This is a genomic window from Streptomyces sp. NPDC048172 (genome assembly GCF_043202595.1).
Lineage (GTDB): Bacteria > Actinomycetota > Actinomycetes > Streptomycetales > Streptomycetaceae > Streptomyces.
This window is the reverse complement of sequence record NZ_JBIDAT010000002.1, coordinates 657,928-680,883: the sequence shown is the minus strand read 5'-3', so window position 1 is coordinate 680,883 and position 22,956 is coordinate 657,928. Positions and strand designations below refer to the sequence as shown.

General features: G+C 72.8%; 19 protein-coding genes, 1 tRNA gene and 1 riboswitch. Of the genes, 12 read left to right on the top strand and 8 right to left on the bottom strand.

All coding sequences use genetic code 11. From position 1 onward, the window contains the following. Positions 1 to 88: 88 nt before the first annotated feature. On the top strand, positions 89 to 2,395 hold the full coding sequence (locus ACGF3A_RS11715) for a transglycosylase domain-containing protein (protein WP_393728375.1): 2,307 nt from the start codon (positions 89 to 91) through the stop codon (positions 2,393 to 2,395). A 102-nt stretch (positions 2,396 to 2,497) separates the two neighbouring features. On the opposite strand, the gene ACGF3A_RS11710 is transcribed toward ACGF3A_RS11715, so the two are convergent. Then, entirely contained in the window at positions 2,498 to 2,962 is a 465-nt protein-coding gene (locus tag ACGF3A_RS11710) for a GatB/YqeY domain-containing protein (protein ID WP_393728373.1), read from the bottom strand. A 73-nt stretch (positions 2,963 to 3,035) separates the two neighbouring features. On the opposite strand from ACGF3A_RS11710, the gene ACGF3A_RS11705 reads away from it, so the two are divergent. The 3 genes from ACGF3A_RS11705 to ACGF3A_RS11695 all read left to right on the top strand — a co-directional run bounded on the left by ACGF3A_RS11705 (position 3,036) and on the right by ACGF3A_RS11695 (position 5,619). Next, the gene (locus ACGF3A_RS11705) at positions 3,036 to 3,980 is read left to right on the top strand and encodes a metallophosphoesterase (RefSeq protein ID WP_393728371.1); all 945 of its coding nucleotides are present in this window, start codon (positions 3,036 to 3,038) and stop codon (positions 3,978 to 3,980) included. Positions 3,981 to 4,115: 135 nt separating this feature from the next. Continuing rightward, a tRNA-Pro gene (locus tag ACGF3A_RS11700) sits at positions 4,116 to 4,189 on the top strand. A 353-nt stretch (positions 4,190 to 4,542) separates the two neighbouring features. Next, on the top strand, positions 4,543 to 5,619 hold the full coding sequence (locus ACGF3A_RS11695; RefSeq protein WP_393728369.1) for a GDSL-type esterase/lipase family protein: 1,077 nt from the start codon (positions 4,543 to 4,545) through the stop codon (positions 5,617 to 5,619). A 147-nt stretch (positions 5,620 to 5,766) separates the two neighbouring features. Here the strand turns inward: ACGF3A_RS11695 and ACGF3A_RS11690 are convergent, their stop codons facing one another. Next, positions 5,767 to 6,714, bottom strand: a complete 948-nt coding sequence (locus ACGF3A_RS11690) for a PhzF family phenazine biosynthesis protein (protein WP_393728367.1) — start codon at positions 6,712 to 6,714, stop codon at positions 5,767 to 5,769. A gap of 99 nt (positions 6,715 to 6,813) precedes the next feature. Then, the gene (locus tag ACGF3A_RS11685) at positions 6,814 to 8,346 is read right to left on the bottom strand and encodes an MFS transporter (protein WP_393728365.1); all 1,533 of its coding nucleotides are present in this window, start codon (positions 8,344 to 8,346) and stop codon (positions 6,814 to 6,816) included. 64 nt (positions 8,347 to 8,410) lie between these two features. On the opposite strand from ACGF3A_RS11685, the gene ACGF3A_RS11680 reads away from it, so the two are divergent. Both ACGF3A_RS11680 and ACGF3A_RS11675 read left to right on the top strand, forming a co-directional pair. Next, a complete protein-coding gene (locus tag ACGF3A_RS11680) occupies positions 8,411 to 9,172 on the top strand; it encodes an ArsR/SmtB family transcription factor (RefSeq protein ID WP_393728363.1) in 762 nt (253 codons plus the stop codon). Positions 9,173 to 9,286: 114 nt separating this feature from the next. Then, positions 9,287 to 9,490 carry a hypothetical protein gene (locus ACGF3A_RS11675; RefSeq protein WP_393728361.1) on the top strand — a complete coding sequence of 68 codons (204 nt, stop codon included), beginning with the start codon at positions 9,287 to 9,289 and terminating at the stop codon, positions 9,488 to 9,490. Positions 9,491 to 9,695: 205 nt separating this feature from the next. Here ACGF3A_RS11675 and cobN read toward each other — a convergent pair whose 3' ends face one another. Beyond that, positions 9,696 to 13,301, bottom strand: a complete 3,606-nt coding sequence (cobN, locus tag ACGF3A_RS11670) for a cobaltochelatase subunit CobN (RefSeq protein WP_393728360.1) — start codon at positions 13,299 to 13,301, stop codon at positions 9,696 to 9,698. A 54-nt stretch (positions 13,302 to 13,355) separates the two neighbouring features. Beyond that, positions 13,356 to 13,439: riboswitch (cobalamin riboswitch) on the bottom strand. 125 nt (positions 13,440 to 13,564) lie between these two features. Here cobN and cobG point away from each other — a divergent pair. The 3 genes from cobG to ACGF3A_RS11655 are packed head-to-tail and all read left to right on the top strand — an operon-like array spanning position 13,565 to position 16,982. Next, positions 13,565 to 14,836 carry a precorrin-3B synthase gene (cobG, locus tag ACGF3A_RS11665; RefSeq protein WP_393728358.1) on the top strand — a complete coding sequence of 424 codons (1,272 nt, stop codon included), beginning with the start codon at positions 13,565 to 13,567 and terminating at the stop codon, positions 14,834 to 14,836. 11 nt (positions 14,837 to 14,847) lie between these two features. Then, positions 14,848 to 15,483 (top strand): precorrin-8X methylmutase, encoded by a 636-nt coding sequence (locus tag ACGF3A_RS11660; protein WP_393729102.1) that lies wholly within the window; start codon positions 14,848 to 14,850, stop codon positions 15,481 to 15,483. Further along, entirely contained in the window at positions 15,480 to 16,982 is a 1,503-nt protein-coding gene (locus ACGF3A_RS11655) for a precorrin-2 C(20)-methyltransferase (protein ID WP_393728356.1), read from the top strand. Before ACGF3A_RS11660 ends, ACGF3A_RS11655 begins: the two co-directional genes overlap by 4 nt. Here ACGF3A_RS11655 and ACGF3A_RS11650 read toward each other — a convergent pair. Both ACGF3A_RS11650 and ACGF3A_RS11645 read right to left on the bottom strand, forming a co-directional pair. After that, positions 16,967 to 17,263 (bottom strand): precorrin-6A/cobalt-precorrin-6A reductase, encoded by a 297-nt coding sequence (locus ACGF3A_RS11650; protein ID WP_393728354.1) that lies wholly within the window; start codon positions 17,261 to 17,263, stop codon positions 16,967 to 16,969. The genes ACGF3A_RS11655 and ACGF3A_RS11650 overlap by 16 nt on opposite strands. A gap of 63 nt (positions 17,264 to 17,326) precedes the next feature. Then, positions 17,327 to 18,067: a cobalt-precorrin-6A reductase gene (locus ACGF3A_RS11645; protein WP_393728352.1), complete on the bottom strand. Its 741-nt coding sequence runs from the start codon at positions 18,065 to 18,067 to the stop codon at positions 17,327 to 17,329. A gap of 17 nt (positions 18,068 to 18,084) precedes the next feature. On the opposite strand from ACGF3A_RS11645, the gene ACGF3A_RS11640 reads away from it, so the two are divergent. Then, the gene (locus ACGF3A_RS11640) at positions 18,085 to 19,224 is read left to right on the top strand and encodes a cobalt-precorrin-5B (C(1))-methyltransferase (protein ID WP_393728350.1); all 1,140 of its coding nucleotides are present in this window, start codon (positions 18,085 to 18,087) and stop codon (positions 19,222 to 19,224) included. A gap of 269 nt (positions 19,225 to 19,493) precedes the next feature. Here ACGF3A_RS11640 and ACGF3A_RS11635 read toward each other — a convergent pair whose 3' ends face one another. Then, positions 19,494 to 20,036 carry a dihydrofolate reductase family protein gene (locus ACGF3A_RS11635; protein ID WP_393728348.1) on the bottom strand — a complete coding sequence of 181 codons (543 nt, stop codon included), beginning with the start codon at positions 20,034 to 20,036 and terminating at the stop codon, positions 19,494 to 19,496. 106 nt (positions 20,037 to 20,142) lie between these two features. Between ACGF3A_RS11635 and ACGF3A_RS11630 the strand changes: the two genes are divergently transcribed. Beyond that, positions 20,143 to 20,796 carry a TetR/AcrR family transcriptional regulator gene (locus ACGF3A_RS11630; protein WP_393728346.1) on the top strand — a complete coding sequence of 218 codons (654 nt, stop codon included), beginning with the start codon at positions 20,143 to 20,145 and terminating at the stop codon, positions 20,794 to 20,796. Positions 20,797 to 20,800: 4 nt separating this feature from the next. Here ACGF3A_RS11630 and ACGF3A_RS11625 read toward each other — a convergent pair whose 3' ends face one another. After that, positions 20,801 to 22,033 carry a DUF418 domain-containing protein gene (locus tag ACGF3A_RS11625; RefSeq protein WP_393728344.1) on the bottom strand — a complete coding sequence of 411 codons (1,233 nt, stop codon included), beginning with the start codon at positions 22,031 to 22,033 and terminating at the stop codon, positions 20,801 to 20,803. 126 nt (positions 22,034 to 22,159) lie between these two features. Between ACGF3A_RS11625 and ACGF3A_RS11620 the strand changes: the two genes are divergently transcribed. Then, positions 22,160 to 22,927 carry a TetR/AcrR family transcriptional regulator gene (locus tag ACGF3A_RS11620; RefSeq protein ID WP_393728342.1) on the top strand — a complete coding sequence of 256 codons (768 nt, stop codon included), beginning with the start codon at positions 22,160 to 22,162 and terminating at the stop codon, positions 22,925 to 22,927. The last annotated feature ends 29 nt before the right edge of the window (positions 22,928 to 22,956 follow it).

The window sequence follows — 22,956 nt, the reverse complement described above, 5'->3', positions numbered from 1 at the left end:
CCCGTCGCCCCCACCCCGCATCCCCCGTCCGACGGCTCCGGGCGCACCGGAGCCCGGTGGACGGCCACTCCCGTCGTAGGCTCTCCCCATGGCTAAGAAGCGCGCGGGTGGTGGACTGACCGGTCCCCAGCAGGCCGCCAAGTTCGTCGGCGTCAGTGTGCTCGCCGGTGCCGTGATGGCGGGGCTCGCGCTGCCCGCGATCGGGACACTGGGCCTGGCCGCCAAGGGAACCGTCGAGGGATTCGACGAACTGCCGGTCAATCTGAAGCGCCCGCCGCTCAGCCAGCGCACCACGATCCTGGACGCGAACGGCGGCGAGATCGCCAAGGTCTACTCGCGCGACCGTACGGTCGTCGACCTCAAGGACATCTCGCCGTACATGCGCCAGGCGATCGTGGCGATCGAGGACGCGCGCTTCTACAAGCACGGCGCCATCGACCTCAAGGGCGTGCTCCGCGCGGTCAACAAGAACGCCCGCTCGGGTGAGGTCTCCGAGGGCGCCTCGACGCTCACCCAGCAGTACGTCAAGAACGTCTTCGTCGAGGAGGCGGGCAACGACCCGGACAAGGTCGCCCTCGCCACCCAGCAGACCGTCGGCCGGAAGATCAAGGAGCTGAAGTACGCGATCCAGGTCGAGGAGGAGCTGGGCAAGAAGCAGATCCTGGAGAACTACCTCAACATCACGTTCTTCGGCCAGCAGGCGTACGGCGTGGAGGCGGCCGCGCAGCGGTACTTCTCCAAGTCGGCGAAGGACCTGACGCTGGAGGAGTCCGCGCTGCTCGCCGGGATCGTGCAGTCCCCGAGCCGGTACGACCCGGTCAATGACGAGCAGGAGGCGAAGAAGCGCCGTAACACCGTGCTCAACCGGATGGCGGCGCACGGCGACGTCTCCAGGACCGAGGTGGCCGACGCGAAGAAGAAGCCCATCAAGCTGAACGTCAGCAGGCCGCAGAACGGCTGCATCACGGCCGTGAAGGGCGCGGGCTTCTTCTGCGACTACGTGCGCGAGGTGTTCCTGAAGGACCCTGCCTTCGGCAAGACGTCCAAGGTGCGGGCGAAGCGCTGGAACCAGGGCGGGCTCACCGTCCGGACCACGCTCGATCCCAAGGCGCAGCAGTCGGTGCGCGACTCGATAGAGCAGCACGTCAACAAGTCCGACAAGGTCGCGACGGCTGTCTCGATCGTCGAGCCCGGCACGGGGAAGATCCGCGGCATGGGCCAGTCCCGTCCGTACGGCTTCGGGAAGAACCAGACGCAGATCAACCTGTCGGTCGACCGCAGCATGGGCGGCGGCGCGGGCTACCAGCCCGGGTCGACGTTCAAGCCGGTGATCGCGGCGGCGGCGCTGGAGCGGGGCACGAGCCCGTACAAGTCGTATCCCTCGCCGTACCGGATGCAGTACCCGTCGCCGGTGAAGACGTGCAAGGGCGACTGGAAGGGCAAGGCGCCGGTCGAGAACGAGAACCGGTCGGAGAAGGGTCCGTACCGGATGAAGGAGGCGACCGCGAAGTCGGTCAACACCTACTTCGTCTCGCTCATCTCCGACACCGGCGTCTGCCCCGTCACCTCCATGGCCAAGAAGATGGGCATCGACCGGGCCGACGGCAAGAAGATCGACCAGGTGCCGTCGATCTCGCTCGGCACGCAGGAGATGTCGCCGCTGACCATGGCCGAGGGCTACGCCACCTTCGCCAACCGGGGCGTCCACTGCACGCCGGTCGCCATCGAGTCCATCACGGACCCGCGCGGCAAGAAGCTGAAGGTGCCCAAGACCACCTGCAAGCGCGCCATGAAGACGAAGACGGCCGACACGGTCAACTCGCTCCTGCGGGGCGTGGTCGAGGACGGCACGGGCAAGAAGGCCGGGCTCAGCGGGCGGGACAGCGCGGGCAAGACGGGTACGACGGACCAGCGGTACGCCGCCTGGTTCGTGGGCTACACCCCGAACATGTCCGGTGCCGTCTGGGTCGGCGACCCCGCGCACCGTACGCGGATGGTCAACATCACCATCGGCGGTGTTCCGTACGACAAGGTCTTCGGCGGCGAGGTCCCCGGTCCCATCTGGCGGGACGCGATGCAGGGCGCCCTCGCGGACAAGCCCGCCCCCGACTTCAACCACGTGAAGATCCGCGACCCCGACAAGGGGCGCGGCGGCGGTCACGACGACGGCGGGGACGACGGTGGGGACGACGACAACCAGAACCCCGACCCCGATCCGGACCCGTGGCCTGACGTGACAGTCCCGCCGGACCTCATCGGCGGCGGCGACAACGGCGGCGGCAACGGGAACGGCGGCGGGAACGGCAACGGCGGCGGCTGGTCCAACGGCGGCGGGAACGGCGGCGATTGGGGCGACGGCGGCGGAGGCTGGGACGTCGGCGGCGGCTGGCCGTAAACGGTAAGCGGTTATAGGGCATAGGTAAGGGGCGCTCTCCATGGGAGGGCGCCCCTTACACGTCGTACGGCACCGATCGGTACCGATCACTGGCCGGTGCGGCTAGCCCGCCAGCCGCTGCTTCACCGCGGCCGCCACCCGGCCGCCCTCGGCGCGGCCCGCGACCTTGGGGTTGACGATCTTCATGACGGCGCCCATGGCACGCGGCCCCTCGGCGCCCGCCGCCTGCGCCTCCGCGACCGCATCGGCCACCAGCGAGTCCAGCTCCTCGTCCGAGAGCTGCTTCGGCAGGTAGTCCGCGAGCACCTCGCCCTCGGCCTGCTCCCGCTCGGCCTGCGCGGCGCGCCCGCCGTCCGCGAACGCCTCGGCCGCCTCGCGGCGCTTCTTCGCCTCGCGCGTGATGACCTTCTGCACCTCGTCGTCGGAGAGTTCGCGCGCTTCCTTGCCCGCGACCTCCTCCTTCGTGATCGCGGCGAGGGTCATCCGGAGGGTGGAGGAGCGGAGCTCGTCGCGTCCCTTGATGGCCGCGGTGAGGTCGTCCTGGAGACGGGATTTGAGCGTGGTCATGCGCTCAGTGTGCCAGGGGCCCGGCATGGGGGACCGACTGCGCCGGGCTGGCGGCGTCTGCGACGATAGGACGATGCGCGCGCGATACCGCATTCCCCTGGCAGCTTCCCTTGGCATCACGGCACTCGGCGCGGCCTGCGTCGGCTACGCGGCGGGGGTGGAGGTCCGCTCCTTCCGCCTCCGACGGGTGTCCGTTCCCGTACTTCCGCGCGGGATGCATCCCCTGCGGGTGCTCCAGGTCTCCGACATCCACATGGTCAGCGGGCAGCGCAAGAAGCAGCGCTGGCTCCAGTCGCTCGCGGGCCTGCGCCCGGACTTCGTGATCAACACCGGCGACAACCTCTCCGACACCGAGGGTGTCCCCGAGGTCCTGGACGCGCTCGGCCCCCTGATGGAGTTCCCCGGGGCGTACGTCTTCGGGTCGAACGACTACTACGGTCCGCGGCTGGGCAACCCCGCGAAGTATCTGATCGAGAAGGCGACCGGGCGGCACGGCCTGAACGGGAACGCGCCCGTGGTCGGCGCCCTCCACAACCCGTGGGAGGGCCTGCGGGACGCCTTCGACGCGGCGGGCTGGGTCGGCCTCTCCAACACCCGCGGCCGGATCAAGCTCGACGGCGGCCAGGAGATCGCCCTCACCGGCCTCGACGACCCGCACATCAAGCGCGACCGCTACGGCGAGGTGGCGGGCGGCCCCGAGGCGGACGCCGACCTCTCGCTCGCCGTCGTCCACGCCCCGTACCTGCGTGTCCTCGACGCCTTCACCGCGGACCGTTACCCGCTGATCCTCGCCGGTCACACCCACGGCGGCCAGCTCTGCGTCCCCTTCTACGGCGCCCTGGTCACCAACTGCGACCTGGACACGGAGCGTGTGAAGGGCCTCTCCGCCCACCGCGCGGGCGGCCACGAGTCGTACCTCCACGTCTCCGCGGGCTGCGGCACCAACCGCTACACCCCGGTCCGCTTCGCCTGCCCCCCGGAGGCCACGCTCCTCACCCTGACTCCGCGCGAGGACTGAGCGGGGCGGGGCCGTCGGGCCCCTCGCGCACCCGGCTCGGGCCCGGCTCGGGCCCTGCGCGGGCCCGGTGCGGGCCCCGCCAGAAACCGGATTTCGCCTCACGGCTCACCTGGGCTAAAGTAGTCGTCGTTGCTTCGGGGTGTAGCGCAGCTTGGCAGCGCGCTTCGTTCGGGACGAAGAGGTCGTGGGTTCAAATCCCGCCACCCCGACAGAGGAAACACCAGGTCAGGCCCGGTGCTGAGAGATCAGCGCCGGGTCTGTTCTGTTGTGCGGGGTCGTTCTGGGGGCCGTGTGGGGGGGCCATGGCCGTCTGCTAGGCGTCCGTGTTGCCCGGTGGTCGGGGTGGCGGGCTCGCGGGGCGGTGGGTGGCCTGGCGGGGTGCGTCAACGGGGGACGTACTCCTTGGAGTGGTCACGTCCCTGTGCGGGAGTATCCGGTCCCTTTGCCGCTAATTCGACCGGGTATGAATCTTCTTGGGCGTCATCGACGGATCGCGGCAGCGACGGTTCTGGCAGGAGCCGCGCTGAGCGCGGCGGCACTCACGCCGGCCGGTGCGGCGCCGGTGCAGAGCAAGGCCGAGGCGCCGTGGGTGGTGTCGGTGGGCGACAGCTTCATCTCCGGTGAGGCGGGGCGCTGGGCGGGCAACAGCAATGAGAGTGCCGACGGCTACTCCCGTACCGACCGGGCGTACGACGCCGCGACGGACACGGAAGATCCGCACAAGGTGTACGGCGCGTCCTACGACGACCGGTGCAACCGTTCCGACAGCGCCGAAGTCAACTCCGCGCCCGGCCAGGGCCACCGGCTCAACCTCGCCTGCTCGGGCGCCACCTCCACCGGGGTCCTGCTGCCGGAGAACGGCGGGAGCCCCTTCAAGACCGAACCCTCCCAGGCGCAGCAGCTCCAGGACGCGGTCACCGGCCACCCCGTACGCGCGGTCGTCGTCTCCATCGGCGGCAACGACCTCGGCTTCGAGGACGTCATCTCCTCCTGCGCCACCAGTTTCCTCAAGCCGTTCGGAGCCTCCCCCTGCGCTCCGGATCAAGACGCCAAGGTCGGCGAGCGGCTGCCCGCGATGCGCGAAGCGGCCGGCAAATCGCTGGCCGACGTCACCACCGCCATGGACCGGGCAGGGCACCCGAAGGGCAGCTACCGGCTGATCCTGCAGTCCTACCCCTCGCCCCTGCCCGATGCCGCACGGATGCGTTACGAAGGCGAGGGGTACGACCGTATGACGCAGGGCGGCTGCCCGTTCTTCGACAAGGACCTCACCTGGGCCCACGACGAACTCGTCCCCCGGATCAGCACCACCCTCGCCGAGGCCGCCCGCACCTCCGACGCGGAATTCCTCGACCTGTCCCGTGCTTTCGACGGCCGGGAGATCTGCTCCACCACCACCGTCCAGGCCGACCGTGACCACCAGCCCTCGGGCGGGACCAGTGAATGGGTCCGCTTCGTGACCTCCGGCCACGGACAAGGCCAGCGCCAGGAGTCCCTGCACCCCAACTACTACGGCCAGCGCGCCCTCGGCGCCTGCCTCGGCCTCAAGCTCGCGAAGACCCCCGGCGACCACGCCTGCACCAACACGCCGGGGGCAGGCCCCGGCGACATGCGCCTGCGGTCCGCCTCCTCCGCGTGACACCGCACCACCCCACCAGCGAAACGTAGCTGTTCCGGGTTCAGGGGCCTGATCCGCAGTGCGGGTCGGGCCTCTGGGCCGTTCTTGGGTGGTGGTCATGGGTGGTCAGCCCGTACGCCCCGCGCTCTCCCTGTCCCCCCACCGGCGCTACGAGGCCGGCGCCGCCGCCGGGCGGGTGCGGATCGCGGCGCCGGTGACGCGTACGCGCGGGTCGTCGGCGCGGAGGGTGACCTCCAGGTGTGAGGGGCGGCCCATGTCGTGGCCCTGGTGGAGGGTGAGCCGAGCGTCGTTCGGGACGAGGGCTTGTTCGCGGGCGTAGGCGCCGAAGGCCGCGGCTGCGGCGCCGGTCGCGGCGTCCTCCACCACGCCGCCGACCGGGAACGGGTCGCGGACGTGGAAGACGGTCGCTGATTCGCGCCACACCAGTTGCACGGTGGTCAGGTCGAGCCGCCGCATCAGCCGCAGGAGCCGGTCGAAGTCGTAGTCCAGGTCGGCCAGTCGCTCGCGGGTGGCCGCGGCCAGCACCAGGTGGCGGACGCCCGCGAAGGCGATCTTCGGGGGCAGCAGGGCGTCGAGCTCGCCGGTCCGCCAGCCGAGCGCGGCCAGGGCTTCCGTCACATCCGCCGGGGACACGTCGTCCACGTGGGGGGTGACGCTGGTGAGGGTGGCCTTCAGTACGCCGTCCTCCTCCCGGACGGTGACGGGCACGTGGCCCGCGGCGGTGTGGAAGTCGAAGTCGCCCGCACCGAGGCGCTCGCCGAGCGCCACAGCGGTGGCGACGGTGGCGTGGCCGCAGAAGCCGACCTCCGCCTTGGGGCTGAAGAAGCGCAGCGTGAAGGACCGGGCGTCGTCCGGGGCACCCCCGGATCCGGGTCGGGGGCCGGGTCCGGGTCCGGGGGTGACGAAGGCGGACTCCGAGTAGCCGAGTTCGGCGGCGATCGTCACCCTCTCGGCGTCGCTGAGGGAGGAGGCGTCGAGGACGACTCCGGCTCCGTTGCCGCCCGTCGGGCTGGTGGTGAAGGCCGTGTAGTGGAGCACCTCGGCGGTCAGCTGCTGGGCGGGTGCGGTCGCGGTGGTCGTCGTCTTGTCCGGCATGGTGGAGGTTCCTCTCACGGGTTCATGGGTTCACGGGTTCACGGGTTCACGGGTTCACGGGTTCACGGGTTGTGTGTGTCGGGGGGCGGACGGTCGTTCTCAGGTGGCGCTGGTGGTGCGGGTGGCGGCGCGGCGCCGGGCGGTGAGGGCGAGCAGGGCTCCGGTCGCGAAGGCCGCCGCGGCGAGACCGGTCGACAGGCGCAGACCCGCGGTGAAGCCCGACGCCGTGGTGGCGAAGGTGCCGAAGAGCGCGACTCCGATGGTGCTGCCGACCTGGCGGGAGACGTTGAAGACGGCGGAGGCGATGCCCGCGTCCGCGACGGGAGCGGCGTCGACGAGCGTGGCGGTGGCGGCGAGGGCAGTCATCGTCTGGCCGAGGCCCGTGGCGATCAAGGCGAACAGCAGCACGGGGTACGGGGTGTGGGGCCCGGCCGGCAGCCAGCCGAGGAAGCCGAGCATGCCCAGTACGAGGCCTGCGGCCATGACCGCGTACGTACCGGTGCGGGTGGCCATCCGGCTGAACAGCGGGGCGGCGACCAGGCCCATGCACACCGACGGCAGCAGGGCCAGGCCCGTCGCCAGGGCGCTGAAACCGCGCTCCTGCTGGAAGTACAGGGTGGTCAGGAACAGCATCCCGTAGTAACCGAGGCTGATCAGCAGGCCGATGGTTGTGGTGGTGGTGACGGCGCGAGAGCGGAACAGTGACGGTGGGAGCAGCGGGGCCCGTCGGCCGCCTGCCGGGACGCGTGCCTCAAGAGCGCGTTCCACGGCGGCGAAGGCGACGAGGGCGGCCAGGCCGAGGCCGACCGCCGAGAGCACCAGCGGTGAGGTCCAGCCGCGCGAGCCCACCTCGTTGAGGCCGCCTGCCAGCGCGATGAGGCCGACGACACCGAGGAGTTGACCCAGCGGATCCGCCTTCGCCTTCCTGCGCCTCGGCCGGGCCGTGGGCGGGAGATGACGCAGGGTCAGCGCGACCGCGAGCGCGGCGACGGGCAGGTTCAGCCAGAACACCGCGCGCCAGCCGCTGCTCGCGATCAGCAGACCGCCGACGGCGGGCCCCGCGCCGAAGGCCACCGAGGCGACCGCGCCCCAGACGGCGACGGCGCGAGCCCGTACCGCACTGTGCGGATAGGTGGTCTGCAGCAGACCGAGGGACGCGGGCACCAGCAGCGCCGCACCGGCCCCCTGCACCAGTCGGCCCGCGATCAGCGCCGCGGGGGATCCGGCGAGGGCGCAGATCAGCGAGGCGAGGGTGAAGACGCCGAGGCCGGTCAGGAAGGTCCTGCGGTGCCCGACGCGGTCGGCGAGCGCACCGCCGAACAGCAGCAGACCGGCGAAGAGGGTGCTGTAGCCGTCGACGATCCACTGCAGGGCCGTGGCGCCGGTGCCGAGCGAGGTGCGGATGTCCGGGATGGCGACGTTGACGACGGTGACGTCCAGCATGACGAGGAAGTAGCCGAGGCTGAGTGCGATCAGCGGAGCCTTGGGCTGCGCGGTGGGCTGCGCGGTGCGGGCCGTCGTGACCGGCGCGGGGTCGGTGCCTGCGGCCTGCCCGGTGCGGGCGCTCGCGGCCTGCTCGGGCTGGGCCGGAGTGGCCAACGCGGTGGGGGGTGCGGGGGTCGGCGTTGTCATGGGGAGATCATCGGAGCTGGATACTTCGTCGTACGTAAAAGTGTCGTCGTCGTATGTTGTGGTGATGAGGGACGAGCCGCTCAAGCAGCAGACCGACATCGCCCGTGCCGCCGCGCTGGTCGCCGACCCCTCGCGGGCGCGGATGCTCAAGTGCCTGGCCGACGGCCGGGCCCTGCCCGCGAGCGCGCTCGCGGGGGAGGCCGGTGTCAGCGCCGCCACCGCGAGCGTGCATCTGGCCAAGCTGGTCGAGGGCGAGTTCGTCGCGGTCACCCGGCAGGGCAGGCACCGTTACTACCGCCTGACCGGTCCGGACGTCTCCGCCGCTCTCGAGGCCCTGGCGCTGATCGCCCCGCCGCTGCCCATCACCTCGCTGAAGCAGAGCAACCGCACCAACGCGCTGCACCGCGCCCGTACCTGCTACGACCACCTGGCCGGGCAGCTCGGCGTCGGCCTGATGGGCGCGCTGCTCGACCACGCCGTGCTGACCGGCTACGACGGCGTCCACCGCCCCGAGGACGCCGTGCGTGACCGTCCCGCCTCCTACGGACGGGACATCCGCTACGAGCTCACCGAGAGCGGCCGGGAGCGGCTGCGCGAACTCGGTGTCGACACCGGCCGGTTGCCGCCGCGCCGCCCCGTGGTGCGCTACTGCGTGGACTGGAGCGAGCACCGCCACCACCTCGCCGGTGGTCTCGGCGCTGCGCTGACGGCCCGGCTGTTCGCGCTGGACTGGGTGCGCTGGGGCGCGGTGCCGCGCGCGGTCCAGGTGACCGACGAGGGGAGGGCGGGCCTTGAGTGTTCGCTCGGCCTGACCCTCCAGCCGTAGCGGAACGCCGGTCGGGCGCCGAGCGTGGTCAACCGCTGGTTGCCATGCCGCGCCCGCGGCATGGGTAGGGGTTTTCCCATGAGGTAGGTGCCCCGACTGTTGTTTGGAGCCGCTATGCCCAGCACGTCCGGCAACGACGACGCAGCCGCTCGCCGCCGACGGGAAGAGGACGAGGAGCGTCGCCGGCGGAGGCGGCAGGAGGAGGAAGAGGAAGCGCGGCGGCACGCCCAGCAGCAGGCGGACGACGATCACCGTCGGCAGCAGCAACAGCAGCAGGACGACGACGCGCGGCAGCAACAGCAGCAGTACGACTGGTAGCCCGCGCCGTGTGGCTGCGTGGCCGCCGGTCAGACGATGCGTACGCGCTCATCTCCCTGGCCAGGAACTCGTAGCGACGCCGAAGGAGGCCGGCGTAGGGGTGCCACTCGCCAGCTGTCGAGGCCCGGGCACAAGCCCGCCTCCGTGCCGTGACGGTCAGCGGTCCGCACGCGAAGGCGCGCGGACCGCTGACTCGTGCGGGTGGTCAGTCCTGCTCCAGCTCGCCTTCCGTCTCCAGGTAGATCTCCCGGAGCGCTTCCAGCGTGGCGGGGTCCGGCTTGGACCAGAGGCCGCGGGACTCGGCTTCCAGGAGGCGTTCGGTGATGCCGTGCAGGGCCCAGGGGTTGGCCTCCTGGAGGAACTCGCGGTTGGTCGGGTCCAGGACGTACGTCTCCGTGAGCTTGTCGTACATCCAGTCGGCGACCACGCCGGTCGTCGCGTCGTAGCCGAAGAGGTAGTCGACCGTGGCGGCGAGTTCGAAGGCGCCCTTGTAGCCGTGGCGGCGCATCGCCTCGATCCACTTGGGGTTGACCACCCGCGCGCGGAAGACGCGGGACGTCTCCTCGACCAGCGTGCGGGTGCGGACGGTCTCCGGGCGGGTGGAGTCGCCGATGTACGCCTCGGGGGCCGTGCCGCGCAGGGCACGGACCGTGGCGACCATGCCGCCGTGGTACTGGAAGTAGTCGTCGGAGTCCGCGATGTCGTGCTCGCGGGTGTCGGTGTTCTTCGCCGCGACCGCGATGCGCTTGTACGCCGTCTCCATCTCCGAGCGGGCCTCGCGCCCCGCCAGATCGCGGCCGTACGCGTAGCCGCCCCAGACCGTGTAGACCTCCGCCAGGTCGGCGTCGGTGCGCCAGTCGCGGGAGTCGATGAGCTGGAGGAGGCCCGCGCCGTACGTGCCGGGGCGGGAGCCGAAGATGCGGGTGGTGGCGCGGCGTTCGTCGCCGTGCGAGGCCAGGTCCTGCTGGACGTGGGCCCTTACGTGGTTCGAGGACGAAGGCTCGTCCAGGCCCGCCGCCAGGCGTACCGCGTCGTCCAGCAGGCCGATCGTGTGCGGGAACGCGTCGCGGAAGAAGCCCGAGATGCGGAGCGTCACGTCGATACGGGGGCGGCCGAGCTCGTCCAGCGGGATCGGCTCCAGGCCCGTCACGCGGCGTGAGGCGTCGTCCCAGACCGGGCGGATGCCCAGCAGGGCGAGGGCCTCGGCCACGTCGTCGCCCGCCGTGCGCATCGCGCTCGTGCCCCAGAGGGAGAGGCCGACGGAGGTGGGCCAGTCGCCGTTGTCGGTGCGGTAGCGCTCCAGGAGCGAGTCGGCCAGGGCCTGGCCCGTCTCCCAGGCGAGGCGGGAGGGGACGGCCTTGGGGTCGACGGAGTAGAAGTTGCGGCCCGTCGGGAGGACGTTGACCAGGCCGCGGAGCGGGGAGCCGGAGGGGCCCGCGGGGACGAAGCCGCCGTTCAGGGCCCGTACCGTGTGGTCGAGTTCCGCCGTCGTCGCCGCCAGGCGGGGGACCACCTCGCGGGACGCGAACTCCAGGATCGCCCTGACCTCGTCGCCGTGGGTGGTGGGGAGCGCCGACAGCTCCCAGTCCGCGTCGTCCATCGCCTGGACCAGGGCGCGCGCCGTCTCCTCGGCCTCGTCGGCCGTCGTACGGGTCGCCGCCGACTCGTCCAGGCCGAGCGCCTCGCGCAGGCCGGGAAGGGCTTGCGTGCCGCCCCAGATCTGGCGGGCGCGGAGGATGGCGAGGACGAGGTTGACGCGGTCCTCGCCGGACGGCGCGGTGCCGAGGACGTGCAGGCCGTCGCGGATCTGGGCGTCCTTGACCTCGCAGAGCCAGCCGTCGACGTGCAGCAGGAAGTCGTCGAAGCCGTCGTCGTCGGGGCGGGCCTCCAGGCCGAGGTCGTGGTCGAGCCTGGCGGCCTGGATGAGGGTCCAGATCTGGGCGCGGATGGCGGGCAGCTTGGCCGGGTCCATCGAGCTGATCTGGGCGTACTCGTCGAGGAGTTGTTCGAGGCGGGCGATGTCGCCGTACGAGTCGGCGCGCGCCATCGGCGGTACGAGGTGGTCGATCAGCGTGGCGTGGACGCGGCGCTTCGCCTGGGTGCCCTCGCCCGGGTCGTTGACCAGGAAGGGGTAGACGAGGGGGAGGTCGCCGAGCGCGGCGTCGGGGGCGCAGGCGGCGGAGAGGCCCGCGTTCTTGCCCGGCAGCCACTCCAGGTTGCCGTGCTTGCCCAGGTGGATCATGGCGTCGGCGCCGAAGCCGCCCTCCCGCTCCGGGGCCGCGATCCAGCGGTAGGCGGCCAGGTAGTGGTGCGAGGGCGGCAGGTCGGGGTCGTGGTAGATCGCGATCGGGTTCTCGCCGAAGCCGCGCGGCGGCTGGATGAGGATGAGGAGATTGCCGAAGCGGAGGGCGGCGAGGACGATGTCGCCCTGCTCGTTGCGGCTGCGGTCGACGAACATCTCGCCGGGCGGCGGGCCCCAGTGCTCCTCGACGGCCGTACGCAGCTCCTGCGGCAGCGTCGCGTACCAGCGGCGGTAGTCCCCGGCCGCGATACGGACGGGGTTACGGGCCAGCTGCTCCTCGGTCAGCCAGTCCTGGTCGTGGCCGCCCGCCTCGATGAGCGCGCGGATCAGCTCGTCGCCGTCGCCGGAGGCCAGGCCGGGGATCTCTGCGTCCCCGAAGTCGTAGCCCTCCTCGTCGCGCAGCCGCCGCAGCAGGGCCACCGCGCTGGCGGGGGTGTCGAGGCCGACCGCGTTGCCGATGCGGGAGTGCTTCGTCGGATACGCGGACAGGACGAGCGCGAGGCGCTTCTCCGCCGCCGGGATGTGGCGCAGGCGGGCGTGCCGGACGGCGATCCCGGCGACGCGCGCCGCGCGCTCCGGGTCGGCGACGTACGCCGGGAGGCCGTCCTCGTCGATCTCCTTGAAGGAGAACGGGACGGTGATCAGGCGGCCGTCGAACTCCGGCACCGCGATCTGGCTCGCGGCGTCGAGCGGCGAGACGCCCTCGTCGTTCTCCTCCCAGTCGGCGCGGGAGGAGGTGAGGCAGAGCGCCTGGAGGATCGGCACGTCCAGCTCGGCCAGCGCGCCCGCGTCCCAGGACTCGTCGTCGCCGCCCGCCGACGCCTCGGCCGGGCGGCTGCCGCCCGCCGCGAGGACGGTGGTGACGATCGCGTCGGCCTCGCGCAGCTCCTCGACCAGCTCCGCCTCGGGGGTACGCAGCGAGGCGACGTACAGCGGGCGGGCACGGGCGCCCGCGCGGTTGATCTCGTCGCACAGGGCGTGCACGAAGCCGGTGTTGCCGCTCATGTGGTGCGCGCGGTAGTAGAGCACCGCGACGAGCGGGAGTTCGGGCGTCGTGCCCGGCAGCGTCCGGTGGTCCAGCTCGCCCCAGGTCGGCGCGGGGGCCGGGGGCTCGAAGCCGTGCCCGGTGAGCAGCACGGTGTCGGAGAGGAAGCGGGCGAGCTGGTCGAGGTTGGCGGGGCCGCCGTGCGCGAGGTAGGCGTGGGACTCGGCGGCGATGCCGATGGGGACCGTGGAGGCGGCCATCAGCTGCGCGTCGGGGGCCTGTTCACCGGTGAGCACGACGACGGGGAGGCCGGTCGCGGTCAGCTGGTCGAGCCCCTCCTGCCAGGCACGCACACCGCCCAGCAGGCGGACGACGACGAGCTCGACGCCGTCCAGAAGCGCCGGGAGCTCTTCGAGGGGGAGCCGGGAGGGGTTGGCGTAGCGGTACGCCACGGGGGCGTCCGCCGCGTTCGCCGCGCGTGCGCTGAGCAGGTCGGTGTCGGACGTCGACAGGAGCAGGAGCATGCGTCGTCTGGCCTTCCTCGGGGTGTCCGCGCCCCGGGCGGTGTAGGACGGCAGGAGTTCCTGGCTCGCCCAGCCCCTTCACGTTCACGGGCCGGGCTCACAGTGGCGGGACCGCGCCGGGCTCGCACCGGCTTCCTCCCCTGTCGCCGTCGCTGGCGATGACGGACCGGGTGGTCCGCCGAGAAGCATCGTAAGGGCCGGAGGTCACGCACGGGTCATACGGTTCGAACGGGCTCACGGTGGGGGTCGGTATGCTCGCCGCCATGTCCACGGCGCCCGGCACCCCTCCCCTCACCTCGCGTGACGACGGTGAGCGCGGTGACGCCTGCCCCGGCGCGCTGCGGCTGCACGCGGCGGACGACGGGGCGCTGGCGCGCGTACGGGTCCCCGGCGGCGTGCTCACCGTCCGCCAGGCCGAGGCCCTCGCCGAGGCGGCGCGGCGGCTCGGCGACGGAGTGCTGCATCTCACGTCGCGCGGCAACGTCCAGCTCCGCGGCCTCGCGGGCGGCGACGCCTGCGGCACGGAACTCGCCGCGCTGCTCGACGCCGCCGGGCTGCTCCCCTCGTACGCCCACGAGCGCGTACGGAACGTCGTCGCGTCCCCTCTCTCGGGGCTCGACGGGCGGCAGGGTACGGCGGACGTACGGCCGTGGCTCACCCGGCTCGACGCGCTGCTCTGCGGCAGCGCGACGGCCGCCGCGCTCTCCGGCCGCTTCCTCTTCGCGCTCGACGACGGCCGCGGGGACGTGGCCTCGCTCGGCGCGGACGTGACGGTACGGGCGACGGAGGACGGGCGGCACGCGCGCGTCTCCGTCGGGACGTCCGCCGAGGCGCTGCGCGTGCCGTACGAGGACGCGCCGCTGGCCGCGCTGACCGCCGCCGAGACCTTCGTGGAGGCGGCGCGCGCGCAGGGCGGCCGGGTGTGGCGGGTCGCGGAACTCCCGCTCTCGCCGGACGCGTTGGTACAGACGGTCGCGGGGCGGCTCCCGCACGCGCAGGTCGGCACCACTGATCCCCTGCTCGTGCTGACGGAGGGCCCGGCGCCCGGCCCGCATCGCGGCGCCCTCTCCGTGCACGCGCCGTTCGGGCGCCTCTCCCCCGCACAGTGGCGGGAGTTGACGACGGTGGCCGAGGAAGCCGGGGAAGCCGGGTCCGGCGAGCTCCGGCTGACCCCCTGGCGCGGGGTCGTCGTCCCCGTGCCCGGCGTCTCCGGCGAGCGGGCCGAGGCCCTGCTCGCGCGGCTCGCCGCCACCGGCCTGGTCACCGACCCCGCCTCGCCCTGGCCCGGCGTCAGCGCCTGCGTCGGGCGGCCGGGCTGCGCCAAGTCCCTCGCGGACGTACGGGCCGACGCCGAACGGTCCCTCGCGTGGGACGTCCCCCTTCTGCCCGTCCACTGGTCCGGCTGCGAACGGCGCTGCGGTCACCCGCCCGGCGACCGGACGGACGTGGTCGCCGCCGGGGACGGGACCTACCGGGTCTCCGTCGTACGCGATGGCAAAGCCACCCCCGTCACCCCCATCTCCCCGACCCCGTGAGTGAGAGCAAAGTGTTCGACTACGAGAAGGACGGCGCGGCGATCTACCGCGAGTCCTTTGCCACCATCCGCGCGGAGGCGGACCTCTCGGGGCTGCCCGCGGACGTCAGCCAGGTCGCGGTCCGGATGATCCACGCCTGCGGCATGGTCGACCTCGTGCGCGACCTCGCGTACTCGCCGGACGCGGTGGCGCACGCCCGCAAGGCGCTGCGCGCCGGGGCACCGATCCTGTGCGACGCGAAGATGGTCGCCTCCGGCGTCACCCGCAAGCGGCTGCCCGCCGACAACGAGGTCGTCTGCACGCTCTCCGACCCCTCCGTGCCCGCGCTCGCCGCCGAGCTGGGCACCACGCGCTCCGCCGCCGCGCTGGAGCTGTGGCGCGACCGCCTGGAGGGCTCGGTCGTCGCGATCGGGAACGCGCCGACCGCGCTGTTCCGGCTGCTGGAGATGATCGAGGAGGGAGGGGCGGGCGCTCCGCGCCCGGCCGCCGTCATCGGCGTGCCCGTGGGCTTCGTCGGCGCGGCCGAGTCGAAGGACGCGCTCGCCGCGCACCCCTCCGGCCTTGAGCACCTGGTCGTCCGCGGCCGCCGCGGCGGCTCCGCCATCGCGGCCGCCGCGCTCAACGCGATTGCGAGCGAGGAAGAATGAGCGCCACCACCCCCGCAGGGCGTCTCTACGGCGTCGGGCTCGGGCCCGGCGACCCGTCGCTGATGACCGTCCGCGCCGTGGAGGTCATCACGGGCGCCGACGTCGTCGCGTACCACAGCGCCCGGCACGGCCGGTCGATCGCGCGCTCGATCGCCGCGCGGCACCTGCGCGAGGACCACATCGAGGAGCGGCTGATCTACCCGGTCACGGTCGAGATCACCGACCATCCGGGCGGCTACCAGGGCGCGATGGACGAGTTCTACGAGGAGGCCTCGGCCCGGCTCGCCGCGCACCTCGACGCGGGGCGCTCGGTCGCGATCCTCGCCGCGGGCGACCCGCTCTTCTACGGCTCGTACATGCACATGCACAAGCGCCTCGCGCACCTCTACCCGACCGAGGTGATCCCCGGAGTCACCTCCGTCAGCGCGGCCTCGGCGCGGCTCGGCACGCCGCTGTGCGAGGCCGAGGAGGTGCTGACGGTGCTGCCGGGCACGCTGCCCGAGGAGGAGCTGACCGCGCGGCTCGCGTCGACGGACGCGGCGGTGGTGATGAAGCTGGGGCGTACGTTCCCCAAGGTGCGGTCCGCGCTGGAGCGTTCGGGACGGCTGGACGAGGCGCGCTACGTCGAGCGCGCGACGATGGAGGGCGAGCGCACGGGCGCGCTCGCGGACGTCGACCCGGAGTCGGTGCCGTACTTCTCGGTGGCGGTGCTGCCGAGTCGCGTCGACGCGGCCCCCGCGCCACGGGAGCAGGGCGAGGTCGTGGTCGTCGGCACCGGGCCCGCCGGGCCGTTGTGGCTGACGCCCGAGACGCGGGGCGCGCTCGCCGCCGCCGACGACCTCGTGGGCTACACGACGTACCTGGAGCGGGTCCCGCACCGGCCGGGGCAGGAGCGGCACGGCTCGGACAACAAGGTCGAGGCCGAGCGCGCCGAGTTCGCGCTCGACCTCGCGCGGCGCGGACGGCGCGTGGCCGTGGTGTCCGGCGGCGACCCGGGCGTCTTCGCGATGGCGACGGCCGTGCTGGAGGCAGCGGCGCAGGACGCGTACGCGGAGGTCCCGGTGCGGGTCCTGCCGGGCGTGACCGCCGCGAACGCCGCCGCCGCGCGCGCCGGTGCGCCCCTCGGGCACGACTACGCGACGGTTTCGCTCTCGGACCGCCTCAAGCCGTGGGAGGTCATCGCGGAGCGCTTGCGGGCGGCAGCCCGGGCCGACCTGGTCCTCGCGCTCTACAACCCGGGCTCGCGCAGCCGCACCTGGCAGGTCGGCAAGGCCCGCGAACTGCTGCTGGAGTTCCGCGCCCCCGACACCCCCGTGGTGCTGGCGCGGGACGTGGGCGGCGAGGGCGAGCGCGTACGGATCGTACGGCTGGCCGAACTCGACCCGGCGGACGTCGACATGCGCACGATCCTGCTCGTCGGCTCCTCACAGACCAGGACCGTACGGCGCGGAACCGGCGAAGAGATCGTCTGGACCCCCCGCCGCTACCCCGAGGACTGAGCCCTGGCCCGGATCCACTCGGCCGCCGCCTCCGGGCCCGTGACCACCGGCACGCCCTCCGGCGCAGCGGGCCGCCGCACCACCACCACCGGCAGCACCGCCTCACGCGCCGCCGCCAGCTTGGGCGCGGTGGCCGTGCCGCCGCTGTCCTTCGTCACCACCACATCGATACGGTGCCGCCGCAGCACCTCCCGCTCGCCGTCGAGCGTGAACGGGCCCCGGTCGAGCAGCACCTCCATGCGGGGCGGACACGGGCCCTCGGGCGGGTCGACGGACCGCATCAGGCTGCGATCCCCCGGGGGACACCCCCCGTACCCCCGGCCGCACGACACCCGGCGCCCGGGTCAGCGCAGACGCGCACCGACCCACTCGGCCGCCGCCTCCGGCCCCGTGACCACCGGTACGCCCTCCGGCGCAGCGGGCCGCCGCACCACCACCACCGGCAGCACCGCCTCACGCGCCGCCGCCAGCTTGGGCGCGGTGGCCGTGCCGCCGCTGTCCTTCGTCACCACCACATCGATACGGTGCCGCCGCAGCACCTCCCGCTCGCCCTCCAGCGTGAACGGCCCCCGGTCCAGCAGCACCTCCATGCGCGGCGGACACGGGCCCTCGGGTGGGTCGACGGACCGCATCAGGAACCACGGGGTCTCCAGGTCGGCGAAGGCGGCGAGGCCCATGCGGCCCGTCGTCAGGAAGACCCGGTGTCCCAGCATCGGGAGCACCCGTGCGGCCTCCTCCAGGGAGCCGACGTCGTGCCAGTCGTCGCCCTCGCCCGGCACCCAGCCGGGGCGGCGCAGCGCCAGCAGGGGAACATGTGCCATGGCGGCGGCCTCCGCCGCGTGGAAACTGATCGTCCCGGCGAAAGGATGGGTGGCGTCGATGAGCGCGTCCACGTGCTGCTCGCGCAGCCACCCGGCCAGCCCCTCGGCCCCGCCGAAGCCGCCGACGCGCACCTCGCCGGGCGGCAGGCGCGGGCTGGCGACGCGGCCCGCGAGCGAGCTGGTGAGGCGGACGCCCGGCTCGGGGTGCAGCAGCTCGGCGACGCGGCGGGCCTCGGTCGTTCCTCCGAGTATCAGTACGTGCACGGCGATCGGTTTCCCTGGTGAGTGAGACGGACGCGGCCAAGGGCGGGCGCGGCGCCCAACTCAAGCACACCGGTCTGCGCCCCGGGTGGACGACCGGCGCCTGCGCGACGGCCGCGACGACCGCCGCGTACACGGCGCTGCTCGCGGGAGACTTCCCCGACCCCGTCACGATCACCCTGCCCAAGGGCCAGACCCCGGCCTTCGCGCTGGCGGCGGAGGAGCTCGCGCCGGACGGGACGTACGCCATGGCCGGGATCGTGAAGGACGCGGGCGACGACCCGGACGTCACGCACGGCGCGCTCGTCCGCTCGACCGTACGGGCGCTGCCGCCCGGCTCCGGCGTCGTCTTCCGCGCCGGCCCCGGCGTGGGCACGGTCACGCGCGCGGGGCTCCCCCTCGACGTCGGGGAGCCCGCGATCAACCCGGTGCCGAGGGAGATGATGCGCGAGCACGTGGCCGGGGTGGCACGGGCGTACGGGCGCGGCCGTGACGGGGCCGACGTCGAGATCACGGTCTCCGTCGACCACGGCGAGGAGATCGCGCGTTCCACGTGGAACGGACGGCTCGGCATCCTCGGCGGACTCTCGATCCTCGGGACGACGGGGATCGTCGTCCCCTACTCGTGCTCCGCGTGGATCGACTCGATCCGGCGCGGCGTGGACGTCGCGCGCGCGGCCGGGCGTACGCATGTCGCGGGCTGCACGGGGTCGACGTCGGAGAAGACCGTCGTCGCCGAGTACGGCCTGCCCGAGGACGCGCTGCTCGACATGGGGGACTTCGCGGGCGCCGTCCTCAAGTACGTACGCCGCCACCCGGTGGACCGCCTCACGGTCTGCGGGGGCTTCGCCAAGCTGTCGAAGCTGGCGGCGGGCCACCTCGACCTCCACTCGGCCCGCTCCCAGGTCGACAAGGGATTCCTCGCCGAGCTGGCCCGGCGCGGCGGCGCGGACGAGGCCCTCGCCGCCGAGGTTGCCGTCGCCAACACGGGCCTCGCGGCCCTCCAGCTCTGCGCCGCCGCGGGCGTCCCACTGGGGGACCTCGTCGCGGAGACGGCCCGCGACGAGGCTCTTGCGGTGCTGCGAGGGGCCCCGGTGGCGGTCGACGTGATCTGCATCGACAGGGCGGGCACGGTGGTGGGCCGCAGCGCGCTGCGCTAGGCCGCGTCCGGCGGACCGTGGTTGCCCCTCGTCTCGGGGCTGGGCAGAGGCTGCCCCGTGCCCTGCCTTGCAGGCTGCAGCCGTCGTCGTGGCTTGTCGCGCAGTTCCCCGCGCCCCTGACGGGGCGCTTCGCTGACGGGCGCTCCGAGAAGTGCCCTCCAGGGGCGCGGGGCAGCCCCTGCCCCGCCCTGAGACGAGGGGCAACCACGGTCCAGGCTCGGGTACCGCAACGGCGGTCGAGGTGACGGGGTGGCGGTTCTCCGCGCTGGCTAGCGGAGGACGCGATAGCGAAGATGGGTCTCGCTGGCGAAGGCTGAAGTGTCGAGACGTTCCAGCTCGACGCGCTGCCCCAGGCCCGCGAACAGCGAGATGCCCTCGCCGAGCAGGACCGGCGCGACGTCGAGGTGAAGCTCGTCGACGAGCCCGAGCCGGAGGCACTGCCGCGAGATGCTTCCGCCGAGCAGGCTGACCCATCCGTCACCGGCCGCCTCCGATGCCATCTCGACCGCCGCCTCGATGTCGTCGACCACGAAGGTGTACGTGACGCCGTCGCGTTCGACCGGCTCATGGGCGCTGTGGGTCATGAGGTAGACCGGCACCTTCAGCATGCCGCCGTAGGGGATCTCGCCGTCCTCGATGGTCCGGGTCTTGTTCGCCCCTCCGACCACGGCACCGATTCTGCTCATGACCTTCTCGACGACGGCGTAGTCCTCGGGAGCGGAAGGCCGGCCGAACATCCAGTCGACCCCGCCGTCCGCCTCCGCCATGAATCCGTCGAGAGTGACGGTGGAGTGGACGATCACTTTGGCCATGGTGTGCTCCTCACCCGTAGAGGTGAGTCGAGCAACTCACCTATAGCAACGTACGCACACACGTAGGGGTGAGTCAATGGACTTACCTCTATGGGACACTGGGCGCATGACACGCGGACACTCCTCCTACCACCGCGCGATGGCCGCGACGAACCGTGAGTCGATCCTCGCCGCGGCCACGCGGCTGTTCCTGGACTCGGGGTACGACCGCACGCCGCTGGCCCGCGTCGCCGAGCGCGCGGGGGTGTCCAGGGCGACCCTCTTCAAGCAGTTCCCGACCAAGGCCGAGCTGTTCGAGGCAACGGTGCTCGCGGCGGGCGGGTCGCCCGCTCCGGAGCCCGTCGACCTCCCGGCCGGAGACCTCCACGCGGGCCTGGTGGCGCTCGGTCGCGCGTACGCGGAACTACTGACTCGTCCTCACATGGTCGCCCTGATGCGCACCGTGATCGCCGAATCGCCCAAGTTCCCCGAACTGCGCGAGCGGACCTTCGACTTCGGCACGCTGCCCGTGCTGGAGGCGCTGGGGCGCTACCTGCGGGAAACGCACGCGGCGGGAAGCGCCGACATCGACGATCCGGACCTGGTGTCCGCACAGTTTCTCGGGATGATCGCGTCCGCGATCTTCTGGCCGCGCCTCATGCACGGCACGTGGTCGATCACCGAGGACGAGCAGTCGCGAACCGTCCAGGAAGCGGCCCGCACGATCACCACCCGCTACGCCACGACCGCCCCGTCGCCTCCGCCACCCTTGCGGCACTAGCACGTCACCCCTTCCTCGGCCCGTACGTCAGCCGCCGCAGCACCTTCTCGGCGGGGCCCGGCAGCGAGCGGCGCTGCAGGGACGCGGCTCCGAGCACCGTCGCCAGCCACGCCAGTACGGCCGTCACGGCGGCGGCGAGCGTCGGGCTGCCGGTACGTCCGCCGAGGTCGAGGGCGTACGGGGAGAGGACCACCACCCAGACGAGGGACTGGAAGAGGTAGCCGCTCAGCGAGCGCTGGCCCAGCGCGGCCAGCGCCCCCACGACGGGCCGCTCGCGCGAGGAGCGGCGTCCCCGCGACAGACGGAGGGCGAGGAGGCCGAAGAGCGCGACGTAGCCGGGGCCGCCGAACTGGCCGCTGACCTCGTACAGGAGCGTGAACGCGTCCACCGCGGCCTGGTCCGCGTGCAGGAAGCCCGCGCTGACGAGGCCGAGCGGGACGCCGCCCGCGAAGGCGATGCCGAGACCGGCGACGGCGGTGCGGACGAGGAGCTTCCGGTGGCGCGCGGGGTCCTCCAGCACGCCCCGGCGCGCGGCCCACGCGCCGAGCCAGACGATGATGATGAACGGCAGGACGGTCAGCGTGTGCACCGGCCACTCGGTGAGCCGGTCGCCGATGGACGTGAGGTAGTCGGGCGCGGTGAGCGAGTCGACCCCGACGGCGGGGGCGGGCGCGGAGCCCGGGCCGCCGTTCAGGGCGCGGTGGAGGGCGACGGCGCCCAGCGCGAGGGGGTACACGGTCATCGCGGCCCACAGCCACAGCACCATCCGCTGCACCTTCTCGCCCCGCCGCAGCAGGACCAGGGTGAAGACGATGCCGACGATGCCGTAGGCGCCCAGGAAGTCACCGAAGTTGAGCAGCGCGGCGTGGACCAGGCCGAAGACGACCAGCCAGGCGTTGCGCCGTACGAGTACCGAGCGGGCCGCGCCCGACCCCGCGCCCGACGCGTCCTGCCGCCGGGCGAGCTGCACCAGCCCGTAGCCGAACATCACGGCGAACATCGGGTACGCGCGGGCGTGCACGAAGACGAACATCAGCAGGTTGAACGGGCGTTCCCAGCCGTGCGGGGACGCCTCGGCGCCCGGCTGGTTGCCGAAGACGGCGACCGCGGCGTTCGCCAGGGCTATGAGCAGCAGCATCGAGCCGCGGGCCAGATCGGGGGCGAGGGCCCGTTCCGCCCTGCGCACGGGGCCGCGCGCGGTCGGGTTCGTGCCGTGGGCATGGGTGAGGGCTGTCACCTGAACCTCTTTCTGCCGGAACCATCGGTGCGTGAGTCATTAGCGTAAGCCATAATCTATATCTCATACACTAACTCCGTGCGGGATGATGCCCCGAAAGAACCCCGAGGAACGGAAGGAGCGTCCATGCCGGCCGACCAGGAGGACGCACCGGCCGAGCTCGCCCGGCTCTGGAGGCTCCGCGCCTCGTCCTCGGGCCTGGGCCGCCCCGCCGCGCTCGACACCGAGCGCGTGGTGCGTACGGGCGTCGAGCTGGCCGACCGGGACGGGCTGCAGGGCGCGACCCTGCCGAAGATCGCCAAAGAGCTGGGCGTCTCCCCGATGTCCCTCTACCGGCACGTCGGCTCCAAGGACGAGCTCCTCGTCCTGATGCGGGACCTCGCGCTGGGCGAGCCGCCCGCGCTCGGCGCCGGGGACTGGCGCGAGGGGCTGCACGCCTGGGCCGTCGCCTACCGCCTGCTCACCCACCGGCGGCCCTGGCTCGCCCGCCTCCCCGTCGCCGGGCCCCCGCTGGGCCCGTACGAGGTCGCCTGGCTGGAGGCGGGGCTGGGCGCACTGAGCGGTACGGCCCTCGACTGGGCCGCCAAGGTCGGCTCGATGACCCTGCTCAGCGGCTACGTCCGCCAGGCCTCCCTCCTCGCCGAGGAGCAGGAACAGGGCCTCAGCGACTCGGGCATGGGCCAGGCCGAGAGCGAACGGGCCTACGCCCGAACCCTCGCCCGCCTCATCACCCCCGAGCGCTACCCCCAGACCGCCCAGCTCCTGACCTCAGGCATCTTCGAGGCGGCCCCGGACGACGCCTACGACGACCCCGCCACCGACCCGGACTTCACCTTCGGCCTCAACCGCCTCCTGGACGGCATCGCAACAGCGGTCGAGACCAGCACCGAGTAGGGCCGAGTAAGGGCTGCCCCGTACGGCAC

Bases quoted from the DNA above. Each gene is read 5' to 3' on its own strand.
- ACGF3A_RS11715 (WP_393728375.1), top strand. From the start codon at position 89: ATGGCTAAGAAGCGCGCGGGTGGTGGACTGACCGGTCCCCAGCAGGCC.
- ACGF3A_RS11710 (WP_393728373.1), bottom strand. From the start codon at position 2,962: ATGACCACGCTCAAATCCCGTCTCCAGGACGACCTCACCGCGGCCATC.
- ACGF3A_RS11705 (WP_393728371.1), top strand. From the start codon at position 3,036: ATGCGCGCGCGATACCGCATTCCCCTGGCAGCTTCCCTTGGCATCACG.
- ACGF3A_RS11690 (WP_393728367.1), bottom strand. From the start codon at position 6,714: ATGCCGGACAAGACGACGACCACCGCGACCGCACCCGCCCAGCAGCTG.
- ACGF3A_RS11685 (WP_393728365.1), bottom strand. From the start codon at position 8,346: ATGACAACGCCGACCCCCGCACCCCCCACCGCGTTGGCCACTCCGGCC.
- ACGF3A_RS11680 (WP_393728363.1), top strand. From the start codon at position 8,411: ATGAGGGACGAGCCGCTCAAGCAGCAGACCGACATCGCCCGTGCCGCC.
- ACGF3A_RS11675 (WP_393728361.1), top strand. From the start codon at position 9,287: ATGCCCAGCACGTCCGGCAACGACGACGCAGCCGCTCGCCGCCGACGG.
- cobN (WP_393728360.1), bottom strand. From the start codon at position 13,301: ATGCTCCTGCTCCTGTCGACGTCCGACACCGACCTGCTCAGCGCACGC.
- cobG (WP_393728358.1), top strand. From the start codon at position 13,565: ATGTCCACGGCGCCCGGCACCCCTCCCCTCACCTCGCGTGACGACGGT.
- ACGF3A_RS11655 (WP_393728356.1), top strand. From the start codon at position 15,480: ATGAGCGCCACCACCCCCGCAGGGCGTCTCTACGGCGTCGGGCTCGGG.
- ACGF3A_RS11650 (WP_393728354.1), bottom strand. From the start codon at position 17,263: ATGCGGTCCGTCGACCCGCCCGAGGGCCCGTGTCCGCCCCGCATGGAG.
- ACGF3A_RS11635 (WP_393728348.1), bottom strand. From the start codon at position 20,036: ATGGCCAAAGTGATCGTCCACTCCACCGTCACTCTCGACGGATTCATG.
- ACGF3A_RS11630 (WP_393728346.1), top strand. From the start codon at position 20,143: ATGACACGCGGACACTCCTCCTACCACCGCGCGATGGCCGCGACGAAC.
- ACGF3A_RS11620 (WP_393728342.1), top strand. From the start codon at position 22,160: ATGCCGGCCGACCAGGAGGACGCACCGGCCGAGCTCGCCCGGCTCTGG.